Origin of the sequence: Natronomonas salinimetallica (assembly GCF_013839515.1) — an archaeon.
In the GTDB taxonomy this organism is placed as follows: domain Archaea; phylum Halobacteriota; class Halobacteria; order Halobacteriales; family Haloarculaceae; genus Natronomonas.
In genome coordinates, this window is sequence record NZ_JACDNQ010000002.1 from 208413 (window position 1) to 233672 (window position 25260).

27 protein-coding genes and 1 tRNA gene are annotated in these 25260 nt (G+C 64.9%); 12 read left to right on the forward strand and 16 right to left on the reverse strand.

All coding sequences use genetic code 11. From position 1 onward, the window contains the following. Positions 1-45: 45 nt before the first annotated feature. From HZR14_RS02340 to HZR14_RS02350, 3 genes are all read right to left on the reverse strand, one after another. A complete protein-coding gene (locus HZR14_RS02340; RefSeq protein ID WP_181691259.1) occupies positions 46-1218 on the reverse strand; it encodes a DUF5305 domain-containing protein in 1173 nt (390 codons plus the stop codon). 49 nt (positions 1219-1267) lie between these two features. Next, the gene (locus tag HZR14_RS02345; protein ID WP_181691260.1) at positions 1268-2407 is read right to left on the reverse strand and encodes a signal peptidase I; all 1140 of its coding nucleotides are present in this window, start codon (positions 2405-2407) and stop codon (positions 1268-1270) included. Positions 2408-2518: 111 nt separating this feature from the next. Further along, positions 2519-4186, reverse strand: coding sequence for a nitrous oxide reductase accessory protein NosL (locus tag HZR14_RS02350; protein WP_181691261.1), 1668 nt, complete (start codon positions 4184-4186; stop codon positions 2519-2521). Between the two features lie 352 nt (positions 4187-4538). Between HZR14_RS02350 and HZR14_RS02355 the strand changes: the two genes are divergently transcribed. The 3 genes from HZR14_RS02355 (at position 4539) to HZR14_RS02365 (ending at position 7665) form a co-directional block, all read left to right on the forward strand. Further along, positions 4539-4991: a hypothetical protein gene (locus tag HZR14_RS02355; RefSeq protein ID WP_181691262.1), complete on the forward strand. Its 453-nt coding sequence runs from the start codon at positions 4539-4541 to the stop codon at positions 4989-4991. A gap of 112 nt (positions 4992-5103) precedes the next feature. Further along, the gene (locus HZR14_RS02360; RefSeq protein ID WP_181691263.1) at positions 5104-5916 is read left to right on the forward strand and encodes an endonuclease III domain-containing protein; all 813 of its coding nucleotides are present in this window, start codon (positions 5104-5106) and stop codon (positions 5914-5916) included. Positions 5917-6162: 246 nt separating this feature from the next. Further along, a complete protein-coding gene (locus HZR14_RS02365) occupies positions 6163-7665 on the forward strand; it encodes a DUF790 family protein (protein WP_181691264.1) in 1503 nt (500 codons plus the stop codon). A 66-nt stretch (positions 7666-7731) separates the two neighbouring features. Here the strand turns inward: HZR14_RS02365 and HZR14_RS02370 are convergent, their stop codons facing one another. Continuing rightward, a complete protein-coding gene (locus tag HZR14_RS02370; RefSeq protein WP_181691265.1) occupies positions 7732-8229 on the reverse strand; it encodes a DUF7122 family protein in 498 nt (165 codons plus the stop codon). Further along, complete coding sequence (locus HZR14_RS02375; protein WP_181691266.1) at positions 8226-9137, reverse strand: RsmB/NOP family class I SAM-dependent RNA methyltransferase; 912 nt, start codon at positions 9135-9137, stop codon at positions 8226-8228. The genes HZR14_RS02370 and HZR14_RS02375 overlap by 4 nt, the downstream gene beginning before the upstream one ends. A 107-nt stretch (positions 9138-9244) precedes the next feature. Between HZR14_RS02375 and HZR14_RS02380 the strand changes: the two genes are divergently transcribed. Beyond that, positions 9245-9985: a proteasome assembly chaperone family protein gene (locus tag HZR14_RS02380; RefSeq protein ID WP_181691267.1), complete on the forward strand. Its 741-nt coding sequence runs from the start codon at positions 9245-9247 to the stop codon at positions 9983-9985. Positions 9986-10045: 60 nt separating this feature from the next. Beyond that, positions 10046-10543, forward strand: coding sequence for a LabA-like NYN domain-containing protein (locus HZR14_RS02385; protein ID WP_181691268.1), 498 nt, complete (start codon positions 10046-10048; stop codon positions 10541-10543). Between the two features lie 120 nt (positions 10544-10663). Here the strand turns inward: HZR14_RS02385 and HZR14_RS02390 are convergent, their stop codons facing one another. Together HZR14_RS02390 and HZR14_RS02395 are read right to left on the reverse strand one after the other, a co-directional pair. Then, positions 10664-11935, reverse strand: coding sequence for an amidohydrolase (locus HZR14_RS02390; protein WP_181691269.1), 1272 nt, complete (start codon positions 11933-11935; stop codon positions 10664-10666). A 258-nt stretch (positions 11936-12193) separates the two neighbouring features. Next, positions 12194-12520, reverse strand: a complete 327-nt coding sequence (locus HZR14_RS02395; protein ID WP_181691270.1) for an uS10/mL48 family ribosomal protein — start codon at positions 12518-12520, stop codon at positions 12194-12196. A gap of 128 nt (positions 12521-12648) precedes the next feature. Here HZR14_RS02395 and HZR14_RS02400 point away from each other — a divergent pair, with 128 nt between their 5' ends. Continuing rightward, positions 12649-13074, forward strand: coding sequence for a bis(5'-nucleosyl)-tetraphosphatase (locus HZR14_RS02400; protein ID WP_181691271.1), 426 nt, complete (start codon positions 12649-12651; stop codon positions 13072-13074). A 90-nt stretch (positions 13075-13164) separates the two neighbouring features. Here the strand turns inward: HZR14_RS02400 and HZR14_RS02405 are convergent, their stop codons facing one another. After that, entirely contained in the window at positions 13165-13524 is a 360-nt protein-coding gene (locus HZR14_RS02405; protein ID WP_181691272.1) for a HesB/IscA family protein, read from the reverse strand. Between the two features lie 146 nt (positions 13525-13670). On the opposite strand from HZR14_RS02405, the gene HZR14_RS02410 reads away from it, so the two are divergent. The 3 genes from HZR14_RS02410 (at position 13671) to HZR14_RS02420 (ending at position 14841) form a co-directional block, all read left to right on the forward strand. Next, positions 13671-13940 carry a DUF7553 family protein gene (locus HZR14_RS02410; protein ID WP_181691273.1) on the forward strand — a complete coding sequence of 90 codons (270 nt, stop codon included), beginning with the start codon at positions 13671-13673 and terminating at the stop codon, positions 13938-13940. Between the two features lie 155 nt (positions 13941-14095). Continuing rightward, positions 14096-14170 (forward strand) — tRNA-Val (locus HZR14_RS02415). A 266-nt stretch (positions 14171-14436) separates the two neighbouring features. Further along, positions 14437-14841, forward strand: coding sequence for a DUF5778 family protein (locus HZR14_RS02420; protein WP_181691274.1), 405 nt, complete (start codon positions 14437-14439; stop codon positions 14839-14841). A gap of 21 nt (positions 14842-14862) precedes the next feature. Here the strand turns inward: HZR14_RS02420 and HZR14_RS02425 are convergent, their stop codons facing one another. Then, positions 14863-15924 carry a polyprenyl synthetase family protein gene (locus tag HZR14_RS02425; RefSeq protein ID WP_181691275.1) on the reverse strand — a complete coding sequence of 354 codons (1062 nt, stop codon included), beginning with the start codon at positions 15922-15924 and terminating at the stop codon, positions 14863-14865. Between the two features lie 86 nt (positions 15925-16010). Here HZR14_RS02425 and HZR14_RS02430 point away from each other — a divergent pair, with 86 nt between their 5' ends. Together HZR14_RS02430 and HZR14_RS02435 are read left to right on the forward strand one after the other, a co-directional pair. Next, a complete protein-coding gene (locus HZR14_RS02430) occupies positions 16011-16727 on the forward strand; it encodes an NAD(+)/NADH kinase (protein ID WP_181691276.1) in 717 nt (238 codons plus the stop codon). Positions 16728-16805: 78 nt separating this feature from the next. Beyond that, positions 16806-17867 (forward strand): M42 family metallopeptidase, encoded by a 1062-nt coding sequence (locus HZR14_RS02435; protein WP_181691277.1) that lies wholly within the window; start codon positions 16806-16808, stop codon positions 17865-17867. 134 nt (positions 17868-18001) lie between these two features. On the opposite strand, the gene HZR14_RS02440 is transcribed toward HZR14_RS02435, so the two are convergent. Both HZR14_RS02440 and HZR14_RS02445 read right to left on the reverse strand, forming a co-directional pair. Continuing rightward, positions 18002-18739, reverse strand: coding sequence for a hypothetical protein (locus HZR14_RS02440; protein WP_181691278.1), 738 nt, complete (start codon positions 18737-18739; stop codon positions 18002-18004). Positions 18740-18803: 64 nt separating this feature from the next. Continuing rightward, the gene (locus tag HZR14_RS02445; protein ID WP_181691296.1) at positions 18804-19592 is read right to left on the reverse strand and encodes an aldo/keto reductase; all 789 of its coding nucleotides are present in this window, start codon (positions 19590-19592) and stop codon (positions 18804-18806) included. Positions 19593-19781: 189 nt separating this feature from the next. Here HZR14_RS02445 and HZR14_RS02450 point away from each other — a divergent pair, with 189 nt between their 5' ends. Next, positions 19782-21155, forward strand: a complete 1374-nt coding sequence (locus HZR14_RS02450; protein WP_181691279.1) for a geranylgeranyl reductase family protein — start codon at positions 19782-19784, stop codon at positions 21153-21155. Positions 21156-21193: 38 nt separating this feature from the next. Here the strand turns inward: HZR14_RS02450 and HZR14_RS02455 are convergent, their stop codons facing one another. The 5 genes from HZR14_RS02455 to HZR14_RS02475 all read right to left on the reverse strand — a co-directional run bounded on the left by HZR14_RS02455 (position 21194) and on the right by HZR14_RS02475 (position 25184). Next, positions 21194-21571, reverse strand: coding sequence for a thioredoxin family protein (locus HZR14_RS02455; protein ID WP_370464941.1), 378 nt, complete (start codon positions 21569-21571; stop codon positions 21194-21196). 53 nt (positions 21572-21624) lie between these two features. After that, complete coding sequence (locus HZR14_RS02460) at positions 21625-22866, reverse strand: M20 family metallopeptidase (protein ID WP_181691280.1); 1242 nt, start codon at positions 22864-22866, stop codon at positions 21625-21627. 45 nt (positions 22867-22911) lie between these two features. Continuing rightward, positions 22912-23346 carry a YeeE/YedE family protein gene (locus HZR14_RS02465; protein ID WP_181691298.1) on the reverse strand — a complete coding sequence of 145 codons (435 nt, stop codon included), beginning with the start codon at positions 23344-23346 and terminating at the stop codon, positions 22912-22914. Between the two features lie 23 nt (positions 23347-23369). Further along, a complete protein-coding gene (locus HZR14_RS02470) occupies positions 23370-23882 on the reverse strand; it encodes a YeeE/YedE family protein (RefSeq protein ID WP_181691281.1) in 513 nt (170 codons plus the stop codon). A 102-nt stretch (positions 23883-23984) separates the two neighbouring features. Continuing rightward, entirely contained in the window at positions 23985-25184 is a 1200-nt protein-coding gene (locus HZR14_RS02475) for an MBL fold metallo-hydrolase (protein ID WP_181691282.1), read from the reverse strand. Between the last annotated feature and the right edge of the window lie 76 nt (positions 25185-25260).

The following is a 25260-nucleotide window of genomic DNA, read 5'->3' on the forward strand; positions in this document are numbered from 1 at the left end:
CGCGCCCGACGAAACGGTCCAAACGACTGGTGGGGGCTGTTGGAGTCACCCTGAAATTCCGGGATCGCACGGTGGCTGATAGATATAGCGTATACCTCCGTGTTGGACGACGTATCTGTTCTCGTTCGGTTCCTCGATAACGGCTGTGTCGTTATCAATGGCGAGTTGAGCGAGTTCAGCGAGCGTCGGAACGCGGGCGGCAGGGCGGTATCTCTTCGGCGGAAGGGCTGCCCTGACGATGATGCTTTCGAACTCCTTGCGATCGCTCCGGTACTCGAGCCAGGCTCGCTCTGCCGGTGTCGGGGAGCCGATCAGGCGGACAATAAAAAAGAGCCCAGTTCCGAAGACGCCTGCCAGAGCCGACAGCGGCCCTCCAACCGTCCACAGTGGGCCGTACGAGCGAGTGACGACCGACGTCTCGGTACCGGTGAGAGAAGCCTCGATAGGCTCGCTACTATCGATACGATAGATGGCTTCCTCCCTGACGAGATCGATCCGAAACGTCCGTGTCAACGAGACCGACTCGCCCTCGGCGACACCCTCGATAGCGACATCGACGCTGATGTAGGTCTCGGTATCGCCCGGGGTCGCTCCGAGGCTGTCTTCTATCTCACCGATCCGGTTCCCGATCGCGGATACATTTAGTTCGAACGGGGCGACGACGGCTTCACCAGGAGTGACATCGGCTCGGTCGACGCGAGCGAGCTGTTCGGATTCTTCCCAGTAGACGACACCGTCCTCGACCGCTCGGGAGACCCGCTCGAGTTCGACGGTGATCGCCATTCCGTCGCTCGCGGGTGTGTCGTATCTGACGGCAACGTCGCCGTGGGCTTCCGGTGCGATAGCGGTGTAGTACAGCGGCTTGTCTGTGACTGTCGTGATCTCACTGCCGGTAGCAGAGACATCACCGTTCGTATCGGTGACTTCACCGGTTGTGTTTGTCGCCGTTTCGTTCGATACGGCCTCCGTTTCATACCGAGAATCACCGCCGTTGTCTGGTCCATAGATGGGATTCGGCTCGACGATAGTCGCGCCGTGTGATACGTCCCCAGTCACTGTCAGCAGGTCGTATTCACGTTGTTCGGTACGCTCACCGGGCTCGACGTAGGCGGTATAGGACATCCAACCGCCGGTACACAGCAGACAGGCGATCACCACCGTGGCGAGTAGCTGTCGATCCAGAATCCGTCTCCGAACCCCCTGGAACGTTTCATTCATCGATATCAGTACCTACTGTCGTTCGACGAGTGACGGCATTCGGTCGGTTTCATTTCTGTTTTCGTATTCGATCGAACAGTCCCGGCCGCGACCGGCGGCGTCGCTCCCGATCCCGCGTTTCTCTCACGGATTCCGATCCGACGAGTATCCGCCCAAGGACGTGGGCGCTGATGCCGATTGGGACGACGATCGCTCCGAACGGTATCCGGGGATGAATCTCGTAGAGTGCCTCGAGCAGGGATCGGGGAAGCAAATACAGATACCGGTACTCGACCACCGAGCGCTCGTAATGGCCGGTCTCATCGGGCGCAGCGAGCGTAACCGGGACGGCCACACGCTCCCGGCCCGAGACGGCGACCTCATTTCGCTCGAGAGTGATATCATCACCCGTTTCCAGACGGGAAACGACCGGGATAACGCCGTCGTTTTCGATGTAGTACGTCGTCTCGACTGTCCCCCCCGGTTCAGTGACTCGCTCGGCGTCAGGTGCTGGATCCGAACTGATGACCGTGAGCGATGCCGTCCCCGCGGGGACGAGCATTGCCGCCGCCGCGAGAGCGACAACGAAGAGCGTGAACGCAACCGTCAGAAAACGGGGGCTGACGCCGATGTCGTCCCCGTCGTCGGGTCCCGGCCTCCGGCTGTCGCGTACGGTTTCGACCGCGTAGCCGACGAGCGAAAGCACTAACAGCAGGTAGGCGAGTCCGGAGGACTCGCTCGAATCACCCCCGAGTTCGCTCGTGATCAGCAACTGTACGGTATTGACCGATCCCCCGATGGCTGCGGCCGCAGTGCCGAGTCCCGGTACCGTGACGACAGTATCCCCGACCTGAAGCGCTTTCGCTACGATGTCCTCCTCGGTGACGTGCGGATCGCCACCGTCTTGATCGGTCACTGGATTCGCATCCCCGCGTGTGACGTAGCCCGCCGGCGTCTCGTCGACAACCCGGTGAGTCACTAGCCCCTCGCCCGTAGACTGATATATCACGATGTCACCCGGTGTCGTTTCGCCAGTTATTGCGGTTGGGACGGCGACGAACCCGTCGCCCGGTTCTATCGTCGGCTCCATACTGTCGCTCGTGACGTAACTCAAAAGCACCGGCTGTCCGAGAGCATGACCGACAGACAGCGCAATAACGCTTACAATGAGAACGGCCTGAAACAGATGCGAGAGATTCTGGAAATTCACGTATTATCTACTCGCCCGGATTATTCAAACGTCCAGCAGGCTGCCCGTGAGCCGTCCGCCGGGCCGACGGCTATCGTTGCCTGTTTCATTCTTGTGGGCGTCTCTTACACCTCATTGGAAGTTGGGCCGGTATTCACTGGCGATCTGGCCATCGAACTCGTCCATAGTGACAATATCGGCTTCGCCGAGACCATCATGTGAACCCACGTAATCCTCGGCAGCACTGGCGCTGGCAAACGCTCGTGGGTTCGCCCCCATCGTACCGTATCCGCTGCTGTAATCGAGCACGAAACTCGCTTCACGTGCATCGATGAGGTCGGTCCCATCGCCGCTACGACTTCCGTTCTCGACGTCAACGTTCGTGTAGTCGACGACCCAGGCGCCCTCGATAGATGCATCCGGAACAGCGACATTATCCCCGTCGTACTTCCCCGGATCGACCACGTATGTGACCAGACAGCCACTGGAGCAAAACTCCATTCTGTCGCCGTTCGTGTGTGTGGCCTGTGCGTGAGCACTCTCAAAGCCTTTCGTCCCCATGCCACACACTGCACAACTCGTGTCGCTGTCCGGGTCGTAGAACTCGATCGGGCCATCTTCGACATCGAGCGTCCCGTTGACAATACTTGACTCGTCGCCGTAGTCGACCGTCACTGTCCACTCGGTTCCGTCGAACCGGAAGTCCCCGTGTCGCCCGGCCTCTGTGTTGTCCGGGGCAAGGTCGTTGTATACTGTCGGAACTTCGAATGTAGCCTCCACGTCGCCGCCTTCCGGGACAGTGACCGTCTTTTCGTTTTTGCTCAGTTGGTCCCCATCGATATCGAGCGCTGCTGTCGCCTCTCCACCGCCGACGCCACCGTCGGAGACCGTCGCGGTAACCGCAAAGTCGTTGTCCGAACCGACCGTAACAGCGTCCGTTGCACCGACATCGAGGAGGTCATCTCCGCTGCCCCCGCCCTCGATGACCTCGACGGTTCCTTCCGCATCACCGTACTCGTCGTCGGTCGAGACCGACCAGGGGACGGAACTCTCAGCGCTGGTATCGATCTCCCACGAGTCTGTCCACGTCCCTCCGGCGTCGACGGAGACTTGAGCGTTGTACATCTCGGTGCCACCGACGACGACGGTAAGGTTCGTCGCGTGTGGCTCCTCACCCATGTTTTCAAGCGTTACATCGAGGGCGGCATCCCCATCGACATCGATCGACGACGGGACAGTAGTATCGAGTGACAACCCACCGGTAGCGCCATCGATCCCGTCCTCGGCGACGAACATCACGCTCGGGTCTTCCTCCGGCAACTCGTCGTCGTAGTCGGTCATGTCGGCCTTTACCGTCACCGTTAGGCTGTTGTTGGAGTCATCCGTACCGACCCCCTCGAGTACGACGTCTGTGTCTTCGGTGCTCGCTCCGACGATCGATTTTCCATCAACCAGATAATCGAGAACACCACCCTCACCGAGGAGTTCGCTGTCTTCAACGTAGAGGCCGAGATTCTGTGTTCCGGTGTTCGTCACCCGAAGCAGGTCATCGAATCTGACCCAACCATGTTCGTTGATATCGTGGATCGTAAGCTCCAGCGGATCGCCATCGTTGCTGTTATCGTTGACGTACTCACTTGCTGTGCCACTATACTCGTCGTTCGGTTCGACGTGTAGATAGCCGTCGCCGGTTTCGATCGAAACGGCGTGTTCGCTACCAGCCGCGCTAAACGCGCTCGTGCCGAACAACAGTCCCGTCCCGGCTGCCGTAGAACCCAGCAGGAACTTACGGCGATCCATCTCAGAGCCCCCCGTCTGTTTGGGAACGATCCCGGGTCAGCCGTGTGCGCTCCAACTGCGTTTGGACTTGTAACACCATAGTCAATTTGAGACGAGAATGCCGCTTGAGTAAGCATTTGTGGTGTATTCATAAAATGCTCTAGTACAGATCTATAAAACCAATAGTAACGTATATTTTTTGACTGTTTATAATAAACAGGGCGGTATAATTAAAATATTCGATGGCCGTACCAGAACACGGATCCCCCTGCCGGACATAACTGGATCCGATGAGCCGAGCGTTCAACGGTCGTGCCGTTCTCAAGTGTCGCTGTCGACGGCGTCAACCGGGATCGAGAAACGGTCGACCGCGATGAAACTGACACGCCGTCGTCTGTGTGCGACTCTCGCCGGCAGTTCCTCGCTGGCTCTCGTTTCGAGGACGGACAGCTTCTCGGCGGCCGGAACTGGCCATACTGCCGAAATCGAAACGGCGAGAAGTAGAGCATATCTTTCCTTTGAGGGGGCTGCGCTGATCGAACCGGTACCTGAAGCGGAAGCGACCCTGACCCTCGATTCATCGCTCGGGGCCGCCGAACTAGTCCGCCTTGCTGCCTCCGCGTTCGTATTTGACGCCACACCACCGCTAGAGTTACCGGCAACCGTCGATGTTCGTCTCAAAGACGACCGCCATGGCCGCGTCACCGACACCGTGACAGCCACCGTCAAGAGTCCGAACGTTCGCGCCGCCGCCGAACGAGAGCTCCACGTCGACGGAACTGAGACGGCCGAGGAAACGCCGTCGATGCGGACGGGCTACGAGTGACACGCGGGGCGCTTACGCGTTCGGGACACGGACACCACGGCCCCGGGACCCCTTTCGATGCGACCCTGCCGGCGAACGTAGCGTTTTCACGCCCTCGTCCGTAGACCCGTACATGGAAGACGAACCGGCCGAGAACATCTCAGGGGGCGATGCGGGGGGCGGTTCGCCCGCCTCGTTCGATTCCGCGGGGTCGAGAACGCGGGCCGAGAGCGTCGTCGACCGCCTCGGCGAGCAGTACTGGCAGAAACGCTACGGCGGACGCGACGGGTTCGAGTGTCTCGTTCGGACGATTCTCAGCCAGAACACCTCCGACGTGGCCAGCCAGCCGGCACACGACGCGTTGATGGACCGCTACGGCGGCGATCTCGCCGCGAACCTGGCCGACGCCGACCGATCCGAACTGGCCGAGACGATCTCCTCGGCGGGACTGTACAACCAAAAATCCGAGCGGATCGTCGCCATCGCCGAACGGATCCTCGAAGCGTACGACGACACGGCGGGCTTCGATCGGTTCGTCCGCGAGGCAGCGCCGTCCGACGTCAGAGAGACGCTGCTCGGGATGAACGGCGTCGGGCCGAAAACCGCCGACTGCGTCCTGTTGTTCGCCGGCGGTCGCGGCGGCGTCTTCCCCGTCGACACACACGTCTACCGCATCGCCCGCCGGATGGGGATCGCGCCCGCCGATGCCGACCACGAGGCGGTTCGGGAGGCCCTGGAGGCCGCCGTCCCCGAAGCGAAGTGCGGCTTCGGTCACACCGCAATGATCCAGTTCGGCCGCGAGTACTGCACGGCCCGAAAGCCGGCGTGTCTCGACGACCCCGACGCCTGCCCGATGGCCGACGTCTGCGAACAGGTGGGCGTCTACCCCGAGACGGGCGAGATCGTCGACCCCGCTGACGCACCCGAGGCCGCGAACGTGGACTGATACTGTCGGATATACCTATTTCAGGCTATTCGCGCGACGGTGACGCGATAGCTTCACGAAATTATAGCCGACAGTATGATACCGCCGGCAGTGTGTCACGGGGCAGTATCTCGAGGGACCGACGCGTGTCGACGTCGGCCGGGCGCTCGCCGGGAGACGGCGACAGCGCCCCCGACGAGCACGTACATATCGACCGCTCCGTCGCTCTCCCGCGACGTTTTTGTTCGGGGGCCCCCGAGCGTAGGTATGCTCACGAAGGACCTGCTCCGCGTCTCGCGGGCCGGCGGCGGCTACCAGCCTCGCTTTAGCGGCCCCGCGGATGACGCCCTCGCCGCCCGGGTCCTCGGTATCTATCAGGGCCACGTCGGCGAGCGACGCCGCGACCTCGACGCCGCGCTCACCGACGTCGAACGCGAGGTCGACGACTTCAAACTCGTCCGCGGGTTCGCGAAACTGCTCGACCGCGAGGCGGCCTTCGAGGTCCGGTCGCCGATCGATCCATGCCGGGCCCGGACGGCCGCCTTCGAGGCCGCCGAGTCCGTCGGTGTCGTGACCGAGGCCGAACGGGCCGAGGCGCTCGATGCGGCGGGCGATCGACTGGACGCGAGCGCCGAGGCGGTCGAGGCGTCGCTGTTCGCCGACCGCGACGTCGAGGCGGTGCTGGCGGCCGTCGAGACCGACTACGATCCCCCGTCGCTGTGCCGACAGTACGACCTCTCGCTCGCACAGACGGCGCTTTTCGACGCCACCTCGGTCCGGATCCGAACGTCGGATCCGAAGGCGCTCGTTTCGGCGATAAAACGGCTCCGGCTGATGTACGAGATCAGACGGACCGACGACGGCCGGGTCGTGATCGCTACCGGACCGGACGCCCTGTTCAGCCGTTCGCGACGCTACGGGACGCGGTTCGCCCGACTGCTGCGGACGGTGACGAAGGCCGCGGAGTGGGACCTCGAGGCGACGGTCGACGACCGCGGGACAGAACGTACGCTGCGTCTGGATTCGGGAACCCTCGAACACCCCGAGACCGAACCCGTCGCCGAGCCGACCTTCGACAGCGGCGTCGAGTCGGACTTTTACGCCCGTTTCGACGCGCTGGATCTCGACTGGCGGCTCCTTCGCGAACCGGAGCCGCTCGAATCGGGCGAACACGTCGTCATCCCGGACTTCGCCTTCGAGTGGCGCTACGGCGGCTTTCGCGTCTTCTTCGAGATCATGGGCTTTTGGACGCCGGAGTACGTCGAAAAGAAGCTCTCGCGGTTCGCGGACCTCGGGGACGTCGCCTTCGTCGTCGCCTACGACGAGTCACTCGGCGTCGGCGAGGCGATCGAGGCGACGGGCCACCGCGCGATCCCCTACTCCGGAACCGTCCGGCTGGCCGGCGTCCGGGACGCACTCCGCCCCTACGAGTCCGAACTCCGGGCCGAAAGCGCCGCCTCGCTGCCCGACTCGCTCGTCCCCGACGACGGCGTGACGACGATCGAGACACTCGCCGATGCCTACGACGTCCCCGAACGCGCGATCGAGTCCGTCGAGTTTCCCGACCACGAACGCGTTGGCCGGACGATGTTGCGACCCGCACTCGCCGAGCCGTTGGCGGGAGCGATCGAGGCCGGAATGGATCTCGGTGACGCCGAGGACGCGCTGGCCGAGCACGGGATCGACGAGACGAGCGCCGTGCTCTCGTGGCTCGGCTACCGCGTCGAGTGGGACGGACTCCGTGGCGGGACCATCCGTCGGAAGACCTGACGGGGAGCCGCCGGGCGAAATCGGCAGTCGGCCCGAATCGTGTATGGACGCGCTTCGGCCGGGAGGTCAAAGCTCCCGCTGTCGCCCCTTCGGCATCTGCGATCGGAGCTCGCCGTACAGATACAGGCCGACACCGATCGGTTCGACCGAACCGGCGATCTCGTGGGCCGCGATGAGATATCCCCAGTCGCCGTCCCAGTCGGGGTCGGTGTCCTCGCCGCGGAGGAACGCCCGCGCGTCCCCGCGATCGAGGACGACGACGTTCCGTACCGCGCCGCGACCGAACCGCTGGACGGCGTCGGTCGTCGGCTTCCAGTGTTCCTGTCGGGTCCGGAGGAACGTCATCCCCAGCCCTTCGACCTCGGCGGGCGAGTCGACGTCGCCGGCAAAGGCCCAGATCTTTCCCGAGCCCTTCTCCCAGAAAGTGTGCCCCTCGAAGCATTCGGGGTCGAGCCCGAAGCGTTCGACCCACCAGCCGACGGCCTCCTCGCGGGTCGCCCGCCCCTCGACCGTCCGGTCGTCGGCCGTTGGGGGCAGGCGGTCGAACCGACTGCCGTCGTTCATCCGCACACCTCCAGTTTCGCACAGAAGAACCCGCCGGTATCGTTGTGGTGGGGGTAGATCCGTTTGGCCTTTCGCATCGAGTCGTCGAACGTCTCGCCGTCCCACTCGGTGAGGCCGGGGGCGTGATCGAGCGGTAACTCGTAGTCGAGAAGCCGGCAGCCGCCGTTCTCCAGGGCGTACTGGAGGACCGCCTCGTTCTCCTCGGGGGCGAACGTACACGTCGAGTAGACGAGCGTCCCGCCAGGACGGGTGACCCCGAGGGAGCGTTCGAGAATACCCTTCTGTACCCCCGCGATCCCCTCGACGTGGTCCATCGACCAGTTGTCGACGGCATCGGGGTTCTTTCTGATCGTCCCTTCACACGAGCAGGGGACGTCGACGAGCGTCCGGTCGAACGGCTCCCCGTCGAACGGCTTCAACGAAAAGTTCCGCGCGTCGGCTCTGGTGACGACGAGGTTCGTCACGCCGCAGCGCTCCGCGTTCGACCGAAGCGCCGACAGCCGGCCGAGGTTGTTGTCGTTGCCGACGACGGTCCCGCGGTCGGCCATCCGCGCGGCGAGTTGGGTCGTCTTGCTCCCCGGCGCGGCACAGCAGTCCAACACGCGCTCGCCCGGTTCGGGGTCGAGCACGAGCGCGGGCACAGCCGACACCTCCTCTTGGCCGTACACCCAGCCGTGGACGAACGGCCAGGAGTTCCCCGGCGATTCCCCCTCGTCGAGTTCGAAGAGCCCCTCGTGCCACCCGACGGGCTCGAACCCGACGTCCGCCGCCTCGAACGCCCGGCGGACCCGGTCGGGAGTCGTTTTGATATCGTTGACCCGGACGACCGACGGCAAGGGCCGATCGCAGGCGGCGTGAAAGGCCGCCGGATCGCCGACGATCGGGTCGTATCTCGAAAGCGGATCCATACACGCAATCGGCCCCGCGGTGGTTTGTCGGTGTCGGCTCGGTCGTCGGGAAACAACGGTCCGCACGTTGACGCACACTTAAGGGATTGCGATACGTGTGGGCCGGTATGTCACGCATCCGAACCATCAGAGACGACGTCGAACTCGACTCGCCGACGCTCGTCGAGGGGTTGCCGGGCGCCGGCCTCGTCGGAAAGATCGCCGCCGATCACCTCGTCGAGGAGTTCGATATGGAGTGTTACGGGACGATATACTGTGAGGGGATCCCTCGGGTCGCTGTGTACCGGAACGACTCCTCGGCGCTCCGCCCGCCGGTTCGGCTCTACGCCAAGGAGACGAAGGACCTCCTCGTCCTCCAGAGCGACGTGCCGGTGTCGCCGAAGCAGGCGACCGAATTCACGAGCTGTGTCACCGCCTGGATCGATTCCAACGACGCGCTCCCGTTGTATCTTAGCGGGCTAGCCGAAGAAAAGGACGGCGCCCCGGAGCTGTACGGCGTCGCGAGCGGCGAGGCCGAGTCAGCGCTCGATGCGGCCGGGATCGTTCCCCCGCGGGAGGGCGGGCTGGTTTCGGGTCCGACCGGCGCACTGTTACACCGTGCTATCGAGACGGGGCTCGACGCGGTCGGACTCATCGCCCAGACCGATCCGCGGTTCCCGGATCCCGAGGCGGCACGGGCCGTCCTCGAACACGGGGTCGGGCCGATCACCGGGATCGATATAAACACGGACCAGTTGGTCGAGAAGGCCGACGAGATCCAAGAGGCTCGGGAGCATCTCGCCAAACGCCTCCAGGAGATGGATAGCGAGGAGAGCACCCAAGCACAGCCGATCCGCGGCTTCCAGTGAGACCCACCGGCTCCGACGGCAGACGCCAAGACATATACCCAAAGACGGACGAAATTCAGTATGCGACCGATCCATTCGGCCCAACGCGTCGCGGTTCTCGCTGACTCCCAGAACCTCTATCACGCGGCTCACAGCCTCTATTCCCGGAACGTCGATTACACTGAACTACTCGATACCGCGGTCGACGACCGCGAACTCGTCCGTGCGATCGCGTACGTGATCCGGGCGGACTCGCCCTCCGAGGAGGACTTCTTCGATGCGCTCCGCGATATCGGCTTCGAGACGAAGATCAAGGACATCAAAACGTTCGCCGACGGGTCACAGAAGGCCAACTGGGATCTCGGGATGTGCCTCGACGCCGTCACGCTTGCCGGGAAGATCGATACGTTCGTCCTCTGTAGCGGCGATGGCGACTTCGCCCGACTGTGTACACACCTGCGACACGAAGGTGTCCGGACGGAGGTGTTCGGGTTCGGTCCCTCGATGGCGGACGAACTGGTCGAGGCCGCCGACTCGGTCATCGATATGAGCGTCGACGAGGAGCGATATCTCCTTTGAGCTCCGCCCCACGCCGAACGGTCGTCGACCGGCCCGATCGATCCGACGTCCGTCCGGGCCCCTAACCGCCGACCCCGGCCGGATACCGGCACACGGTGACGTCGATCCGTGTGCGTCGGATCACGGCTCCGTCTCCGAGACGGCGACGATCGAGTCGGTCAGCACGTCGACACCCGGTTTGAGCGAGTCCTCGTCGACGTCGAACGTCGCGGTGTGGTGGCCGCCGGGGTGGTCCGTCCCGATGCAGGCGTACGTCGCCAGCCCGCCGTTCTGTTGGACGCGACGCATGAGGAAGGTCGCGTCCTCGCTACCGCCGATCGACCCTCGCCCGGTCGCACGCTCGACGTCGGGATTCGACTCGGCCGCCCGCTGGACGATGTCGACCAACTCGGCGTCGCTTTCGGCGGAGGGCGCTTCGCCCTCGATTGTCACGTCGGCGCTGCAGTCGTGGGAGGTCGCGGCACCCTCGAAGACCTGTTCGGCCCGCCGAAAGGTGTAATCGCGGATCTCCGTCGTCTCGCCGCGGACCTCGCCGTGAATGAACGCCTCCTCCGGGATGATGTTCGTCGCGGTCCCGCCGCCGACGCGGCCGGCGTTGACCCTCGATTCGCCGTCGCTGTGGCGTTCGATCCCGTAGAGGTTCGAGACCGCCGTTGCCATCGCCTGGACGGCGTTTCGTCCCTCATCCGGGCGTGCTCCCGCATGCCCCGGATACCCCTCGAAACTGGTATAAAACTGCGTGACTGCGAGGAAGTCGTCGATCCCGGCGACGATCTCGCCGGTCGGATATCCGAGGCCGACGTGGAGCGCAAAGAGGTACCCGACGTCGTCGAGATGCATCGACTCGGACATCGGCTTGCCGCCGCCGATGACCTCCTCGGCGGGCTGGAAAAACACTTTGAACGTACCCGAAAAGTCGCTGTCTCTGACCGATTCGAGGACGCCGAGGCCGATCGTCGCGTGGGCGTCGTGGCCGCAAGCGTGCATCGCGCCCGTCTCCGAGCGAAACCCCTCGCGTACGGGGTCGTGATCCTTGTCTGTCGACTCCGCACGCGGGAGACCGTCGATATCCACCCGGAGACCGACCGTCGGACCCTCCCCCCGGTTCAACACCGCGACCGCACCGGTCCATCCGCCGGACAGCGAGTCCAGGACGTCGGGGTCGCCACCGGCCTCGCGGGCGCGATCCATCCACGACTCGAGTTCCTCGGCGTCGGGGACCGCGAGTCGGTCGTCCGCCAGCGCATCGGGACCGACGTACAGTTCGTCGACACCGATCCGCCGGATCTCGGAGACGATGCGCGCGGTGGTCCAAAACTCCCGCCAGGCGGGTTCGGGATGGCGGTGGAACTCCCTGCGGAGTTCGACCAGCCGGTCTCGTTCGACGCTCATACCGGACGGTGGCTCCGAGGAGACATAAGCCCACGCGGTTCGGCGGACGGTCGCCGAACGGCCGTGATCATACTGTCGGCTGTCATACTGACGGACAAAAGAATGTACACACGACGCACGAGGATCACGCCGCTCGACGGAGCGAACGGCGGATCACTCGTGAGTCGGTTTCATTTGATTTCGTCCACCAGTATCAGTCGCGACCGCCTGTCGCACTCAGGGATCACGAATCCCGTGCGATGGGGACAGCCAGCGGTATCAGCTTCCGGGCGCGGAAACGCGCTCGACGTCGACGTCGAGTCGGATCCCCTCGGGGAACGACCGGCCAGCGACGTCGCGGGCGAAGTCGTCGTGGCCGATGATTTCCATCCGTCGCTCGTAGACCGTGTACGTCCAGTATCTAAAGGAGCGGTCGGTCGAATCGAGGCGCTTTGACTGTGGGACCGAGACGTCGACAGGTGATTCGGCGTGGGGCCCCCGCAACTCGACTCCCTTGCGCTCGGCGCGGCGTTTGATGTCCCCGACGACGCGTTCGAGGACGTCCCGATCCCCGCTTTGAATCGTCAAGGTGGTGACGAACGGCATATACCCCAGTGGACGCTCGACTGGGAAAAACGCATCCATCGTGCCCGGTGCCCGCGGGGGTCAGAGCCCGCCGAAGGGGAATCGATCCTCCGACATGCCTTTATCACATGACCGTTTACGGTGGGATAATGATAGAGGCCACGAGCGCGGGAGCCATCCTCTTTCGCGATACGCGTGGCCGGCGCGAGTACTTGTTGCTCAAATCCCGGCCCGGTGATTGGGAGTTCCCCAAAGGCGGCGTCGAGGGCGACGAGGAACTACAGCAGACCGCCATCCGCGAAGTGAAAGAGGAGGCCGGAATCGAGGACTTCCGGCTGTTAGACGGCTTCCGTGACGACTACGATTACGTGTTCGAGGCGAACGGCAACACCATCCACAAGACTGTCCACCTGTTCATCGCGCGGTCCCACGAGGCGTCCGCGGAGCTCTCCTCGGAGCACCGCGACCTCCAGTGGCGTGACTACGAGCAGGCGATCAATACGATCACGCAGGACGGCCCGCGGGAGATCCTAGAGGAGGCACACGAGTTCATCGACGAAAAGCTCGAAGAGTAGCGGCTCCCGGCGGTCGCGGCGTGTCTCCCGCCCCCGCCCCCGTGCGGACCCCGATCGCTCCCGAGCGGCGGCTACGTCCCAGGGTGGCTTTTATGTTCGGAAGGATTCCCCGCAACCGCACTCGCTTTCGACGTTGGGGTTCTCGACGTCGAAGCCCTTCCCCTGGAGCCCCCCCTCGAAGTCGAGGACGGAGCCGTGGATGTACTTTTGACTCGCGGGATCGACGAAGATCCGAAGGCCGTGGTGTTCGGTTATCGCGTCGTCCTCCTCCGGCTCGACGTCGAAGCGCATCCCGTAGGAAAGCCCCGCACAACCGCCCTGCTGGACGAACAGCCGGAGCCCAGCCTCGTCGGTGTCGTATCCCTGCTCTTCGATGAGTGACAACGCTTGGTCGGCGGCCGTCTCGGTCACTTCGACCGGCTCCCCCGAGGGACTGACGCTCTGGCTCATACACCACTATACCGTGGCCACCTCAATAACCCTGACGCCCGCATCGGGGACGGAACGCGGTCGAACGGGTGTCGTCCGCGAGGGGAGCGGTCCGACAGTAGCGCCACAACGGTTTTATTCGCTCTCGACGTAGTTCTGTGTGTATTATGAACAAACACTTCGAGGACGCGAAATACTACCTGAAACGAGCCGGGGAGACCGCCAAGGCCGGCGTTTCCGAGGAGCTGGAGCCGATCCGCGAGCGGGTCAACGACCTCATCGACCGTGAGGAAGCCGAACCCGAACCGGGCCGGTTCGAGGAGGTCCGGACGGAACTCGCGGAGCTCCAAGAGAAAGCCGAGGGCGACACCCGAGAGGCGATCGCCGACGCCCGCGAGCGGATCGAGACCTATCGGAACGAACGAAACGAGGCCTGATAGTGATTCCTGCGTGTTCGTCCCGCTCCGCCGGCGTATATCGGTGACGGGAGCCGCCGCGCCCCCGTCGATGCAACGGTCGCAGGAATCACTATGACCGACGCCGGCCGGGCTTGAAAAGGGTTAAGTCCGGGGCGACGGTGGGTCCAAGCGACGGGTCGGTGGTCTAGGCCGGTTATGACACCGCCTTCACACGGCGGAAGTCGGCGGTTCAAATCCGCCCCGACCCATTTTGTCGCGAACCATCCGTGAGCGACAAACGGTGTCCGGCGGTTTGAGCCCAGAGAACGAGCGAAGCGAGTTCTCGCGGTTCCAAATCCGCCCCGACCCATTCGCGCACTTCGTTCGCGTGACCCCACAGACGGCGTAGCGGCGTATATCGAACTGCCGGCAACGCCCGGCCGCCGACGGGGTGTGGATTTTCGGTGCCACCCCGGTCCGGGCGTGGCCGCCACGGATCGTGACCTGTATTACCCCGGGTCGTGATGCCCCCAGTATGAGTGAGGCTATCGACGACGACCTGTACCAGCGGACGAAGGCGCTCTTAGAACCCGGCGAGATACGGCTCAACGGCATCATCGTCGACACCGACCTGACCAGCGACGAGGAGCCGACGCTGCATCAGGCGACTCTCGATATCGGCCATCTCATCGCCGAGGCCGCCGGCGTCGAGCCGACGGACACGTACGTCTACTCCGGGAACGACGACGACGATTTCGGCATCAACCAACACCAGGGGCTCACGCTCGATGGCGAGGAGTTCGTCTGGGAGTGCCAACAGTTGATGCGTGAACGGACCTACGACGTGGTGTTCTACTACGAGGCCGACGCGGATCAGGAGGCGATCGTCGAGGGCGTCGAGGAACTCGGCTTCGACGTGATGGGCGTCCGCGGCGAGTAGCCGGAGGCCGCCCCCGCCCGATTATCGCTCCCGGTCGACGACGAAATCCGCGAACGCCGTCAGCTTCGCCTCCGGCCCAGGTTCGAGCCCGAGCCCGTCGAGCCGAGATTTCGAGGACTCGGCCAACTCGACCGCGACATCGCGGGCGTACTCGACGCTGCCGGCCGCCTCGAGGATCCCGATCGCCTCGACGACCTCCTCGTCGGTGTTTTTGTCGGCCCACAGGATCTCCTCGAGGCGGGCGATAGCCTCCGGGTCGGCGTGTTCGGCGGCGTGGATCACCATCAGCGTCTTTTTGCCCTCGCGGACGTCGTTGCCGACCCCCTTCCCGAAGTCACCACCCTCCTGGAGGGCGTGTTCGACGTCGAGGACGTCGTCGGCGATCTGGAAGGCGATCGACATCTCCTCGGCGTACTCCGCGACAGCCCGATCGGCGTCGCGGTTGTCGGTGACGATCGCCGCCAACCGCGCTACGATCCGGCCGAGACACCCCGTCTTGCAGGCACACATCTCGAGATACTCCGCTTCGGTGATCGAGATCTCCGCTTCGTTGTGCCAGTGGATATCCATCCCCTGGCCGAGATGCGTCCGGTTGAGTTCGTACATCAGCATCTCGTAGGCGTCGAGTCGGACGTCGGCCGGCAGCTCACCGGGGTTTCTCGTGACGATCTTCAGCGGGAGAAAGTACATCGCGTTGCCGGCGTTGAGCGCGACGTCCGTCCCGAACGCGTGATGTAGTGCCGGGTCGCCGCGGCGATGTGTCGCGCCGTCCTCGACGTCATCGACGATGATCGTTCCGTTGTGGAGTATCTCCGGAATGGCGGCGTATTCGAGGTAGGAGTCGGGATCGTCGCCGAACGCCTCGACGAACAACAAAAACAACACTGCCCGCCACCGTTTCCCCCCGCGGTCGAGAAGGTCCCAGATGGGATCCGACAGCGCACGCTGGAGCGCCGCCGGATCGTAGGCGTAGGTCGCCTCGCCGAAGAACTCCGTGAGATAGGCGTCGTCGATCGCCCGGGGGAACAGCGACTCGATCGTCTCGTCGACCACCGGCCGCCACTCCGACAGTACGCCGTGCATGTCACGACGCTCGTGGTGGCGGAACAAAAACTCTCCCGTGTCGCCGACGGCGGGACTTTTCAACCCCCAGTCCGTTGTCCCGCTCAATGAGCGGACAGCGCGTCGGTGTCGTCGGTAACGAAGGGCTGGCCTCGGCCGTCGAAGCCGCCGGCGGAGCCCCGGTCGGGGACGTCGAGGCGTTCGATTCGGTTCGGTTCGTCGTCGCGGCCGGGGACTCCGTCGTGACGGATCTCGCCCGCAGGTCGGTGACCGTTCCGGTCTTGGCGGTCGCGGCCGAGGCCGGGCTCGGAGCGGTACCGTTCGATCGACTCGGGACGGCCATCCGGAGGGTTCTCGACGGGGATCCACCGACGCGACGACACCCGATCGTCGAGGCGACCGGCGCCTTCGACCCCGTTCGATCGATATTCGACGTCACGCTCGTGGCGGCCGAACCGGCCCGGATCTCCGAGTTCGCCGTCCGAAGCGGCGACGGGACGGTCTCGACGTTTCGGGCCGATGGCGTCGCCGTCTCGACCCCGGCCGGGAGCGGCGGCTACAACCGAAGTGCCGGCGGCCCCGTCGTCGCCCCCGAAACGGGGGTCGCAAGCGTCGTTCCGATCGCCCCGTTCGCGACGGCCGCAGACCACTGGATCGTACCGATCGACTCGGTCCGACTCTCCGTCGAGCGCGATGAAACGCCCGTCGAGTTGCTCGCCGATGGCCGTCGGGAACTGACCGTCGAAGCCAGCGGAGCGGTGACCCTCTCACGAGCCGGCTCGCTCGAGACGTACGTCCTCCCGGAATCCCCGGACCCGTTTTGAGTTCGGGCCGTCCCGACAGCGGGGCGGTCCGTCCGCCGACCGCGACGGTTTATCACCCATCGCGCCCCACCACCGTGTATGTCCGCAGACGCCGATTTCGAGTACGAACTGCTCGCCGATCTCGTCGAGACGCCCGGCGTACCGGGCTATGAGGACCGGATTCGCAAACGGGTCCGGACGGAACTACAAGAACACGTCGACCGCCTCCGATCGGATGCCATGGGAAACCTCGTCGGCACGATCGAGGGGGCGAACCCGGAGTACGAGGTAGTCGTTGCGGCCCACGTCGACGAGATCGGCTTCATGGTCAGACACGTCGACGACGACGGGTTTCTGGAACTCGATGCGCTCGGGGGGTGGGACCCGCGGATCCTCCGCGCACAGCGGGTCACAGTCCACACCGAGGACGGGGACCTACCGGGGGTGATCGGGGCAGTGCCGCCACACACGCTGACGGACGAACGGGCGGAGGCCGACGCCGAAATCGAGGACGTACGCGTCGACCTCGGTCTCGATGCCGATGCCGTCGACGGCCGCGTTTCGGTCGGCGACCTGGTCACGATGGACGGCCGGACCGAACGCGTCGGCGAGTTCGTCACCGGAAAGTCACTCGACAACCGGGTGTCGGTACTCGCGGTCATCGAGGCGGCCCGCCGGATCGACGACCCGGACGTGACGATCCACCTCGCCGCGACGACACAGGAGGAGGTCGGCCTCCGGGGTGCCTCGGCGCTCGGCGTCGATTTGGATCCGGATCTCGTGCTCGCGATGGATACGACGGTCGCGAACGACGTTCCCGGGTTCGAGGCCGGCGAGCAGGTGACTCGGCTCGGCGAGGGGGCGGCGATCAAACTGAAGGATTCGAGCGCGATCACGAACCACAAACTCCACCGGCGGATCCGCGAGGTGGCCGAAACGCACGGGATCGGATACCAACTCGAGGTGCTTCCGGCCGGCGGGACGGATACGGGCGGTCTCCAGCGGGCCGGCGGTGCACGCCCGGCGGGTGCGATCTCGATTCCGACACGGTATCTGCACACGCCGACGGAAAGCGTCCACAGCGGCGACCTGTCGGCGGCGATCGAGTTGCTCGTCGCGACGCTGGAGACCGAGGACGGCACCTACGACTACCGGCTGTGAATGCCTCCGTCCCGCTGTCATCGAGTCCCGGCGGGCGTTAGACTGGATCGATGGCCGGGACACGACGACGTCCTCCGCGCCGTGAACGACGGTCGAGGCGAGCGCCAGGCGGCGCTCGAACGGTGGGATGCGCGTCAGCCCCCGTCGGACGAGCGCGGTCGGATCAGATCCGCGAGCGTGACCACACAGCCGAGCAACCATCCGAGCGGGGTCGCGATCGCGATCCACATCAGGACGACGCCGATCCCTTCGAGGCTAAACGTCGCGCGGAGATACCCGTTGAGGTCGTAGACGAACAGTACGTTGTTGAGGAGGAATATCGCGAGCGCTTCGCTTCGCTCGAGGACGCCGCTCAGCGAGGGGTCGTACAGCGCCGCGACGACGGGCGGGAGAAAGACGGCGTTCATCGCGAACGGATAGCCGAAGGCGACGGTCGTCCAGCGGCCGCCCGCCCGGGTAAATACCGCCGCCAACCCGGCCGAGAGGACGGCGACCACACTCGCCGCGCCGACGGCGAGGACGCCATCGAACCCGAGGCGGAGTCGGACGAGCGCGGTCAGTCCGCCCCACAGGAGCGCCGTGATGAGAACGGCACCGACGACACCGAGACGAGCCGTCGCGTCGTCGAAGCGGCGGGCGTTGAACCTGACGGCGAATCCGACGAGCAACAGCGGATAGAGGAGCGCGACGATCGGGGCACCCAGCGCGCCCCAGACCCGGTATGCGACCCGATCGGTTCGGGTTCGGGGCTTCCACTTCCCGAGGACCCGGTGGACGGCGGTCCGCTGTCGGGGAAAGAGGAGCTCCATCCACGTCTCGTGAAGCCGTACGACGTCGACTTTCATCCCCTCGACGAGGCCGCCTTCCGTCATACTACACCCGTTCCTTCGGGCACAAAAATAGGTTCCGGCCCGGAGCGACGCCGTCAGCCGACGCCTACCACGAACGCGGGCCGAAGTCGGGGTCGACAAACCGGCGCTCGGTGTCGATGCCGTCGATACGTTCGATCTCGTCGTCGCTCAATTCGAGTTCCAGTGACGTCCAGTTGTCGCGGATGTGGTCCGCGCCGGTCGCTTTCGGGATCGGAGTGACCCCCTTGGCTCTGAGCCACGCGAGGCTCACCTGCGCTTCGCTGACGCCGCGGTCGTCGGCGATCGCGGAGAGCACATCGACGTCGAAGACGTTACCACGGGCCAGCGGCGAGTACGCGACGACCTCGATCCCGGCGTCGGCACAGAACTCGCGGAGTTCGCGCTGTTGGAGCAGCGGATGGATCTCGATCTGATTCGCGAAGACCGGCGTATCGAGGACCGACTGTGCGGTCTCGATGTGGGTCGGCTCGAAGTTCGACACACCGATACGCTCGGTTTTGCCCGCGTCGCATAGCTCCTCGAAGGCCGACAGCGTCTCCTCGGGATCGTAGGTACGGGCCGGCCAGTGGACGTACAACAGGTCGACGTACTCCGTACCGAGCTTTTCGAGGCTCTCTTCGGTCGATTCGAGTACGTCTTCGTGGGCGAGTTCGTCGATCCAGACTTTGGTCGCCAAAAAGACGTCCTCACGATCGACGTCGGCGGCAGCGATCCCGCGGCCGACCGCCGCCTCGTTGCCGTATATCTGGGCCGTATCGACGTGTCTGTATCCGGTCTCGAGCGCGGTCCGGACGGACTCGGCACAGGCCTCCGGATCCTCGTTTTGCCAGGTACCGAGGCCGAATCCCGGCATGCCGTTTCGGTCGGGGACGGGCGTTCGTTGCGTCATCACCCCAGGATAGTGGCCTCGGCGGAAAAACGGTTCGGGATGTCCGACCGTCGCCCGGGGACTGTCCTCGGGAGCGAACGGCGTGCGCCCTCGCGGTATTAAAAGGATCGTAACTGATGGGTTATTTATGCCGCAACGCATAATCCCGAGCATATGCCCCCCGAATCGTACGACATCGTCGTCGTGGGCGGCGGAACGTCCGGGTGTTTCGCCGCGGCGACGGCAGCCCGAGAGGGCCTCGAGGTCGCCCTCCTCGAGCGGAAGAGCAAAGCGGACGGCGGCCGGATCGCCTGCGGTGACGCCATCAAGGGAACGAGCACGTTCCCCGACGTCATCGATCTCGAATATCTCCGCGAGGAATCGTTCACCAACGAGGGAATCACGCTCGCTCGCTTCGAGAACCCCAAAACCGACCAGGACCTCGACATCGGCTTTCGAGGCGGCAAGGGCGCGATCGTCGATCGCAAGCGCTACGGCGAGGTCCTCCTGGAAGAAGCCGATCGCGCCGGCGCGGAAATCCACTACGAGACGGTCGTCCAGGACGTCGTCCAAAACGGCGCGGTGACGGGCGTTACCGCGACGAAACGCGGCTCTGTCACCGAGTACGAGGCCGACGTGGTCCTCGACGCCGCCGGGTCGCTGTCGTTGCTCCAGGACAAAGCCGACTTCGAGGGGACGACGTTCGATACGAACGTCAACTACCAGCAGTTCTGCTCGGCCTACCGGGAGGTCATCGAACTCGACGAACCCGTCGAGTGGCACAACGCTATCGTGTTCAAACCGACCGCCGAACTCGGCTACCTGTGGTATTTCCCGCGGACACCGACGGAGATCAATGTCGGCCTGGGCTTTCAGATGAACAAAGAGCCGATGGAACTGGTCGAACACCTCAAACGCGACGTTCGAAACCGCGAGGAGTTCAAGGGCGCGACCGTAAAAAACAAACTCGGCGCGGCGTTGCCCACGCGGCGGCCCTACGACTCGGCGGTCGCGCCCGGCTACATGGCGGTCGGGGACGCCGCTGCTCACGTCAATCCCTGTACCGGCGGCGGGATACCGGGCGCGGCGAAGGCCGGCACGTGGGCCGCCGAGGCCGCGATGGACGCCATCGCCGACGGCCGAGCCGACGACGAGGACGCGCTATGGGAGTACAACCGCCGCGTCCAGACGGATTTCGGCAAGCGCTTCGCCGCCATGGATCTCTACAACATCTGGGGCGGCACCTACGACGTCGACGAACTCGTCGATGTCGTGAGCGCGATGCCCGGCCAACAGCTCGCCGACGCGCTCGCCCTGGAGGGGACCGCCTCGATGGGGTGGCCGCTGAAGATCAAGACCGCGATCAAGACGTTCGGCCACTGGTCGACGCTGTTCGAATTGAAGAAACTCAACGGGCTCGCGACCGAACTGAAGTCGGTCTACGACGACTACCCGACGACCAGCGGCGGCTTCGATTCGTGGCGCTCGCGCCGGGACAGCGTCATGGACGACGTCTACGAGGTCTCGGGCGCGGAGCCGAAATACTGATACGCCACGCCGGCGCGACCCCCGCCCGAAGTCGACCGCTACGAACCGTCAGATGCCGACGCGGCGGCGTTCGCTTCGACCCACTCGGCGAGGTCGTCACCACCAACAAATCCCTCCGCGCGCCGTGAGACCGGCTCGCCGCCGACGAAACAGACGAAAAGCGGGACGCTCCGGACGTCGAAGCGTTCGACGAGCGGCGGGTCGTCGCGTGGATTTATACGCCCGACACGGACGTCGAGTTCGCGGGCGAGGTTTCCGAGTACCGGCCCCATGCTCCGACAGATCCCACAGCCGTCGGTGTAGAACTCGACCAACGCGACGTCGGCCGCCGATACGAACGCCTCGAGTGCCCGCTCGTCGTCGAGTTCGACGGGACGGTCGTGTCCGGTCAACGTGTTCGGATCGCTATTGCTCACAACGCACACTATTACGGGCCAGAGGTATATAAACGCTCCTCGCGGCCACGCGCTCACTCGAGGGACGCCGCCCAGGCGGCCGGCAGCCGGGTGAAGACCTCGGCGTTCCGCGAGAGCGCTTCGACGGTGACGTACTCGTCGGCCGCGTGGACGGTGTCGGTCCCGACGGCGAATTCGACGGTCGAAATCCCCGCGTTGCGGAACTTCTTGGCGTCGCCGCCGCCGGTCGCGCTTCGGCGGTGAACGGGGGCGTCGACGACCTCGTGTGCAGTCGCCGTGACGGCCTCGACGATCGGGCAGTCGATCGGCTCGTAGGTGCCGACGGACCAACTCGCGTCAGCGATCGAGACGGCGGGGTAGTCGGCCAGACACGCGCGGATGTCGGAGAGGATCTCGCTCGTCTCGACGCCCGCCGTCAGGCGGACGTCCAGGCGTGCGCCCGCGGTACTCGGGACCGTGTTGACGCTGTCGCCACCCTCGATCGTCCCGAGGTTGACCGTCGGTCGCTCGAAGAGCTCGCGGGCGGCGGTCCCGCCCATCGACGGCTCGTAGTACGCACGCGACTCCTCGAGTATCGGCCCGAAATCGGCCGGTATCGGGAGTTCGCGGGCGGGAAGCCGGGTTCTGATGGCCTCGATGGCCGCCCAGAGCCGATCGATCGCGTTCTCGCCGAGCATCGGACGTGAACCGTGGGCGGCCCGCCCCTCGGCTTCGAGCGTCAGCCAGATACTCCCCCGGTCGGCGACGGTGACGGAGTAGCGGCCCTCCGAACACGTCGTCTCGCCGATAACGCAGGCGTCCGCGTCGACGGCTCCCGAACCGAGTACCGTCTCGACGCCCGCTTTTCCGCCGGTCTCCTCGTCGCTGACGACCGCGAAGGCGAGATCGACCGGCGGATCCACCCCGCTCTCGACGAACGCCTCCGCGGCGTGTAGCATCGCCGCCAGCGGACCCTTCATGTCGGTCGCGCCGCGTCCGTAGAGCCTGTCGCCGTCGCGTTCGCCGAGGGGATCGAAGCGCCACTCGTCGGCGTCGAACGGCACCGTATCGAGGTGGCCGTTGTACAGAAGTGTCCGATCGCCCGTACCCGGAATCGTCGCGAGGACGTTCGGCTTCGCCGGGTCGGTCGCGACGACGTCGGTCCGGAGGCCGAGGTCGCGAAAGAACGTCTCGATCCGTTCGGCAAGCGCTTGGGTCTCGCCCGGCGGGTTCCGCGTGTCGGCCGCGAGCAGGTCGGTCGCGAGTTCGACGGTTCGCTCGGTCGATGGGGTCGGAATCTGTGGGTCCTGGGACATGTGTCGTTGTCGGTCGGGTTTCGGTCGTTGTCGGTCGAGTTTCGGTCAGCCGTCGCTCGCGACGCCCGCTCCGGCATCCGAACGCCGGCTTCGCCAGACGCCCTGTGCGTAGGCACCCAGAAACATTCCGGCGATCGCATAGAGGATCGGCCAGTTGCCGATGCCGAGGCTGGCGTAGCCTGCGCCGGGGCAGATCCCCGAGAGCCCCCAGCCGATGCCGAAGATCGCCCCACCGACCAGGACGTTACGGTCGAACGACTTCAGCCGGCGTCCGTAGGGTCTGTCGGTCAACGGCGCGGCCGTCCCGCGGGATGAGAGCGTCACGATGACGAGGCCGGCGACGATCGAACCGCCGAACATCACGAAGAGGAGCCCGAGATCCTCGAACGTGAGAAAGTCGATGACGACCTCCGGTCGGGCCATGTGGCTGAACGCGAGTCCGAACCCGAAGATCAGTCCGCAGAGGAGGATCAACGGCATGAAAAGCGGGTGGCGGTTCGCGCTCACGGCGTCACCCCCATGGCCGCGACGAGGTTCGCGGTGACTATCGCGACGGTGAGGAAGGTGGCGACGCCGACGATCGAGGTCCGCGAAACGGAGCCGACACCGCAGATCCCGTGTCCGGACGTACAGCCCTTCCCGATCCGCGTGCCGACGCCGACGAGCGTGCCGCCGACGAACAGCCGCCATGGGGCGACGTCAGTGGCCCAGGCGCTGTCCGCGAGCGACCACGGTTCGCCCTGGTAGACGACGGCGTAGACGGCCGCCCCGGCGACGATGCCGACGGTGAACACGACTCGCCAGTCCCGGGAGGGGCGATACCGCTGGAAGCGCTCCTGGGCCGAAACGTACGACAGCGTCGACTCGAGGAACGTGCTCGCGCCGGCGGTGATCCCGGTGCCGGCGTAGATCAGTGCGGTCGCAGCCCCGACGAGGATCCCGCCGACGGCGTACCGGTAGATCCCGTTCGGGAACAGCGCCTCGAGCGCGCCGGTACCGAGTAGTTCGGTTATCATAGGTGTCCTCCGGGACCGGCCTCGTACGGACTGTTGTCGTCGGTTACCGGCGAGCACCGGGGCGGAGCGGCGCTCGTCGGGAACGTGTGACGACGATCCCCGTCAGTCTCTCGTGAGTGCATTCTGGCTCGCAGCGCAGTTGTTCGGACCCAGTTCGAGCGTGAAGGCCTTCTCGTCGTCGACGGACGTTTCGCCGAGGTTCGTGGCGATGATCTCCTCGTAGTTGGCCGGGTGGGGCGAAATATCGGCGAGAACGACGTCGACGAACTCGGATCTCTCCATCGAGAGGACGTCCATCCGCGCTTTCAGCTCCCCGAGGGGGAGAGTATAGCTGCCGTCCTCGGCGGCGTCGGCCGAGTCGCTGACGTGTGCGCCGCCGATCAGCGTGTCGTCGTCGAGGGGGAGGACGCGCTCTTGGAGAGAGTCGTACAGCTGGCGGGCGGCCGCCGGTGTGCCCTCCTCGCCCGCTTCGAGGTCGGGACGGGCGACGCTCTCGATGAGGAGGCCGTCACCGGTCGCGAGAAACGAGTCGTCGACGAGGTAGGACGTCATCCCGGAGGTGTGGCCGGGGGTAAAGACCGCCTCGATCGTCGCCCCGCCGACGGCGAACGTATCGCCATCTTCGGCCAGCGTCACATCGTCGGTGTAAGTGACACCGCGGTCGGCCGCGGCCGCGGGCAGGACCGCCTCGGCGCCCTCGTCGGCGAGATCACGGAGGCCGGAGACGTGGTCGGCATGGATGTGCGTATCGAAGGCGTACGTCAACTCGGCGTCCAACTCGGCGACGTCGGCGAGATAGCGGTCGGTGAACGTCCGAAGTGGGTCGATCACCGCGGCTTCGGAGCCATCAACGACGAGATACCCGAGACAGCCGCTGGAGGGCCGGTGGTACTGTCGGAGCGTTCCCACGCCGTTGTAGCCCGTGACGTCGTGGGATTCGTAGATCGACGCCCAGCCGTTCATCCCGTCCTCGAGGTGATCGACGTCGTAGCCCCGACCGGCGAGCGTGCCCGCGACGTACTCGCTCACGCCGCCTTTGACACACAGTACGGTGACGTGCTCGTCGTCGGGGATCCGCTCGTGAATCTCCCCGTCGATCTCCTCGTCGAGGAATCGAAAATACGGGACGTTGATGCTCTCGACGTGTTCCCCGTCGATCCGCCACTCCTCGTAGTCGCTCGCCGTGCGAGTATCGAGGAGGACGACGCGCTCGCCGCGGTCGATTCGCCGCTTGAGAGCCTCCGGGCTGACCGACTCGACGGGCACGTCGGGCGCCGGAACGTCGATCGCTTCTGGATCCATCTATGTCCCCTGCATTCGTCATGCCGACGTAAAAGTCTGTGCAGTTTTGCGATTATTTCACAATATAATTGGTGAA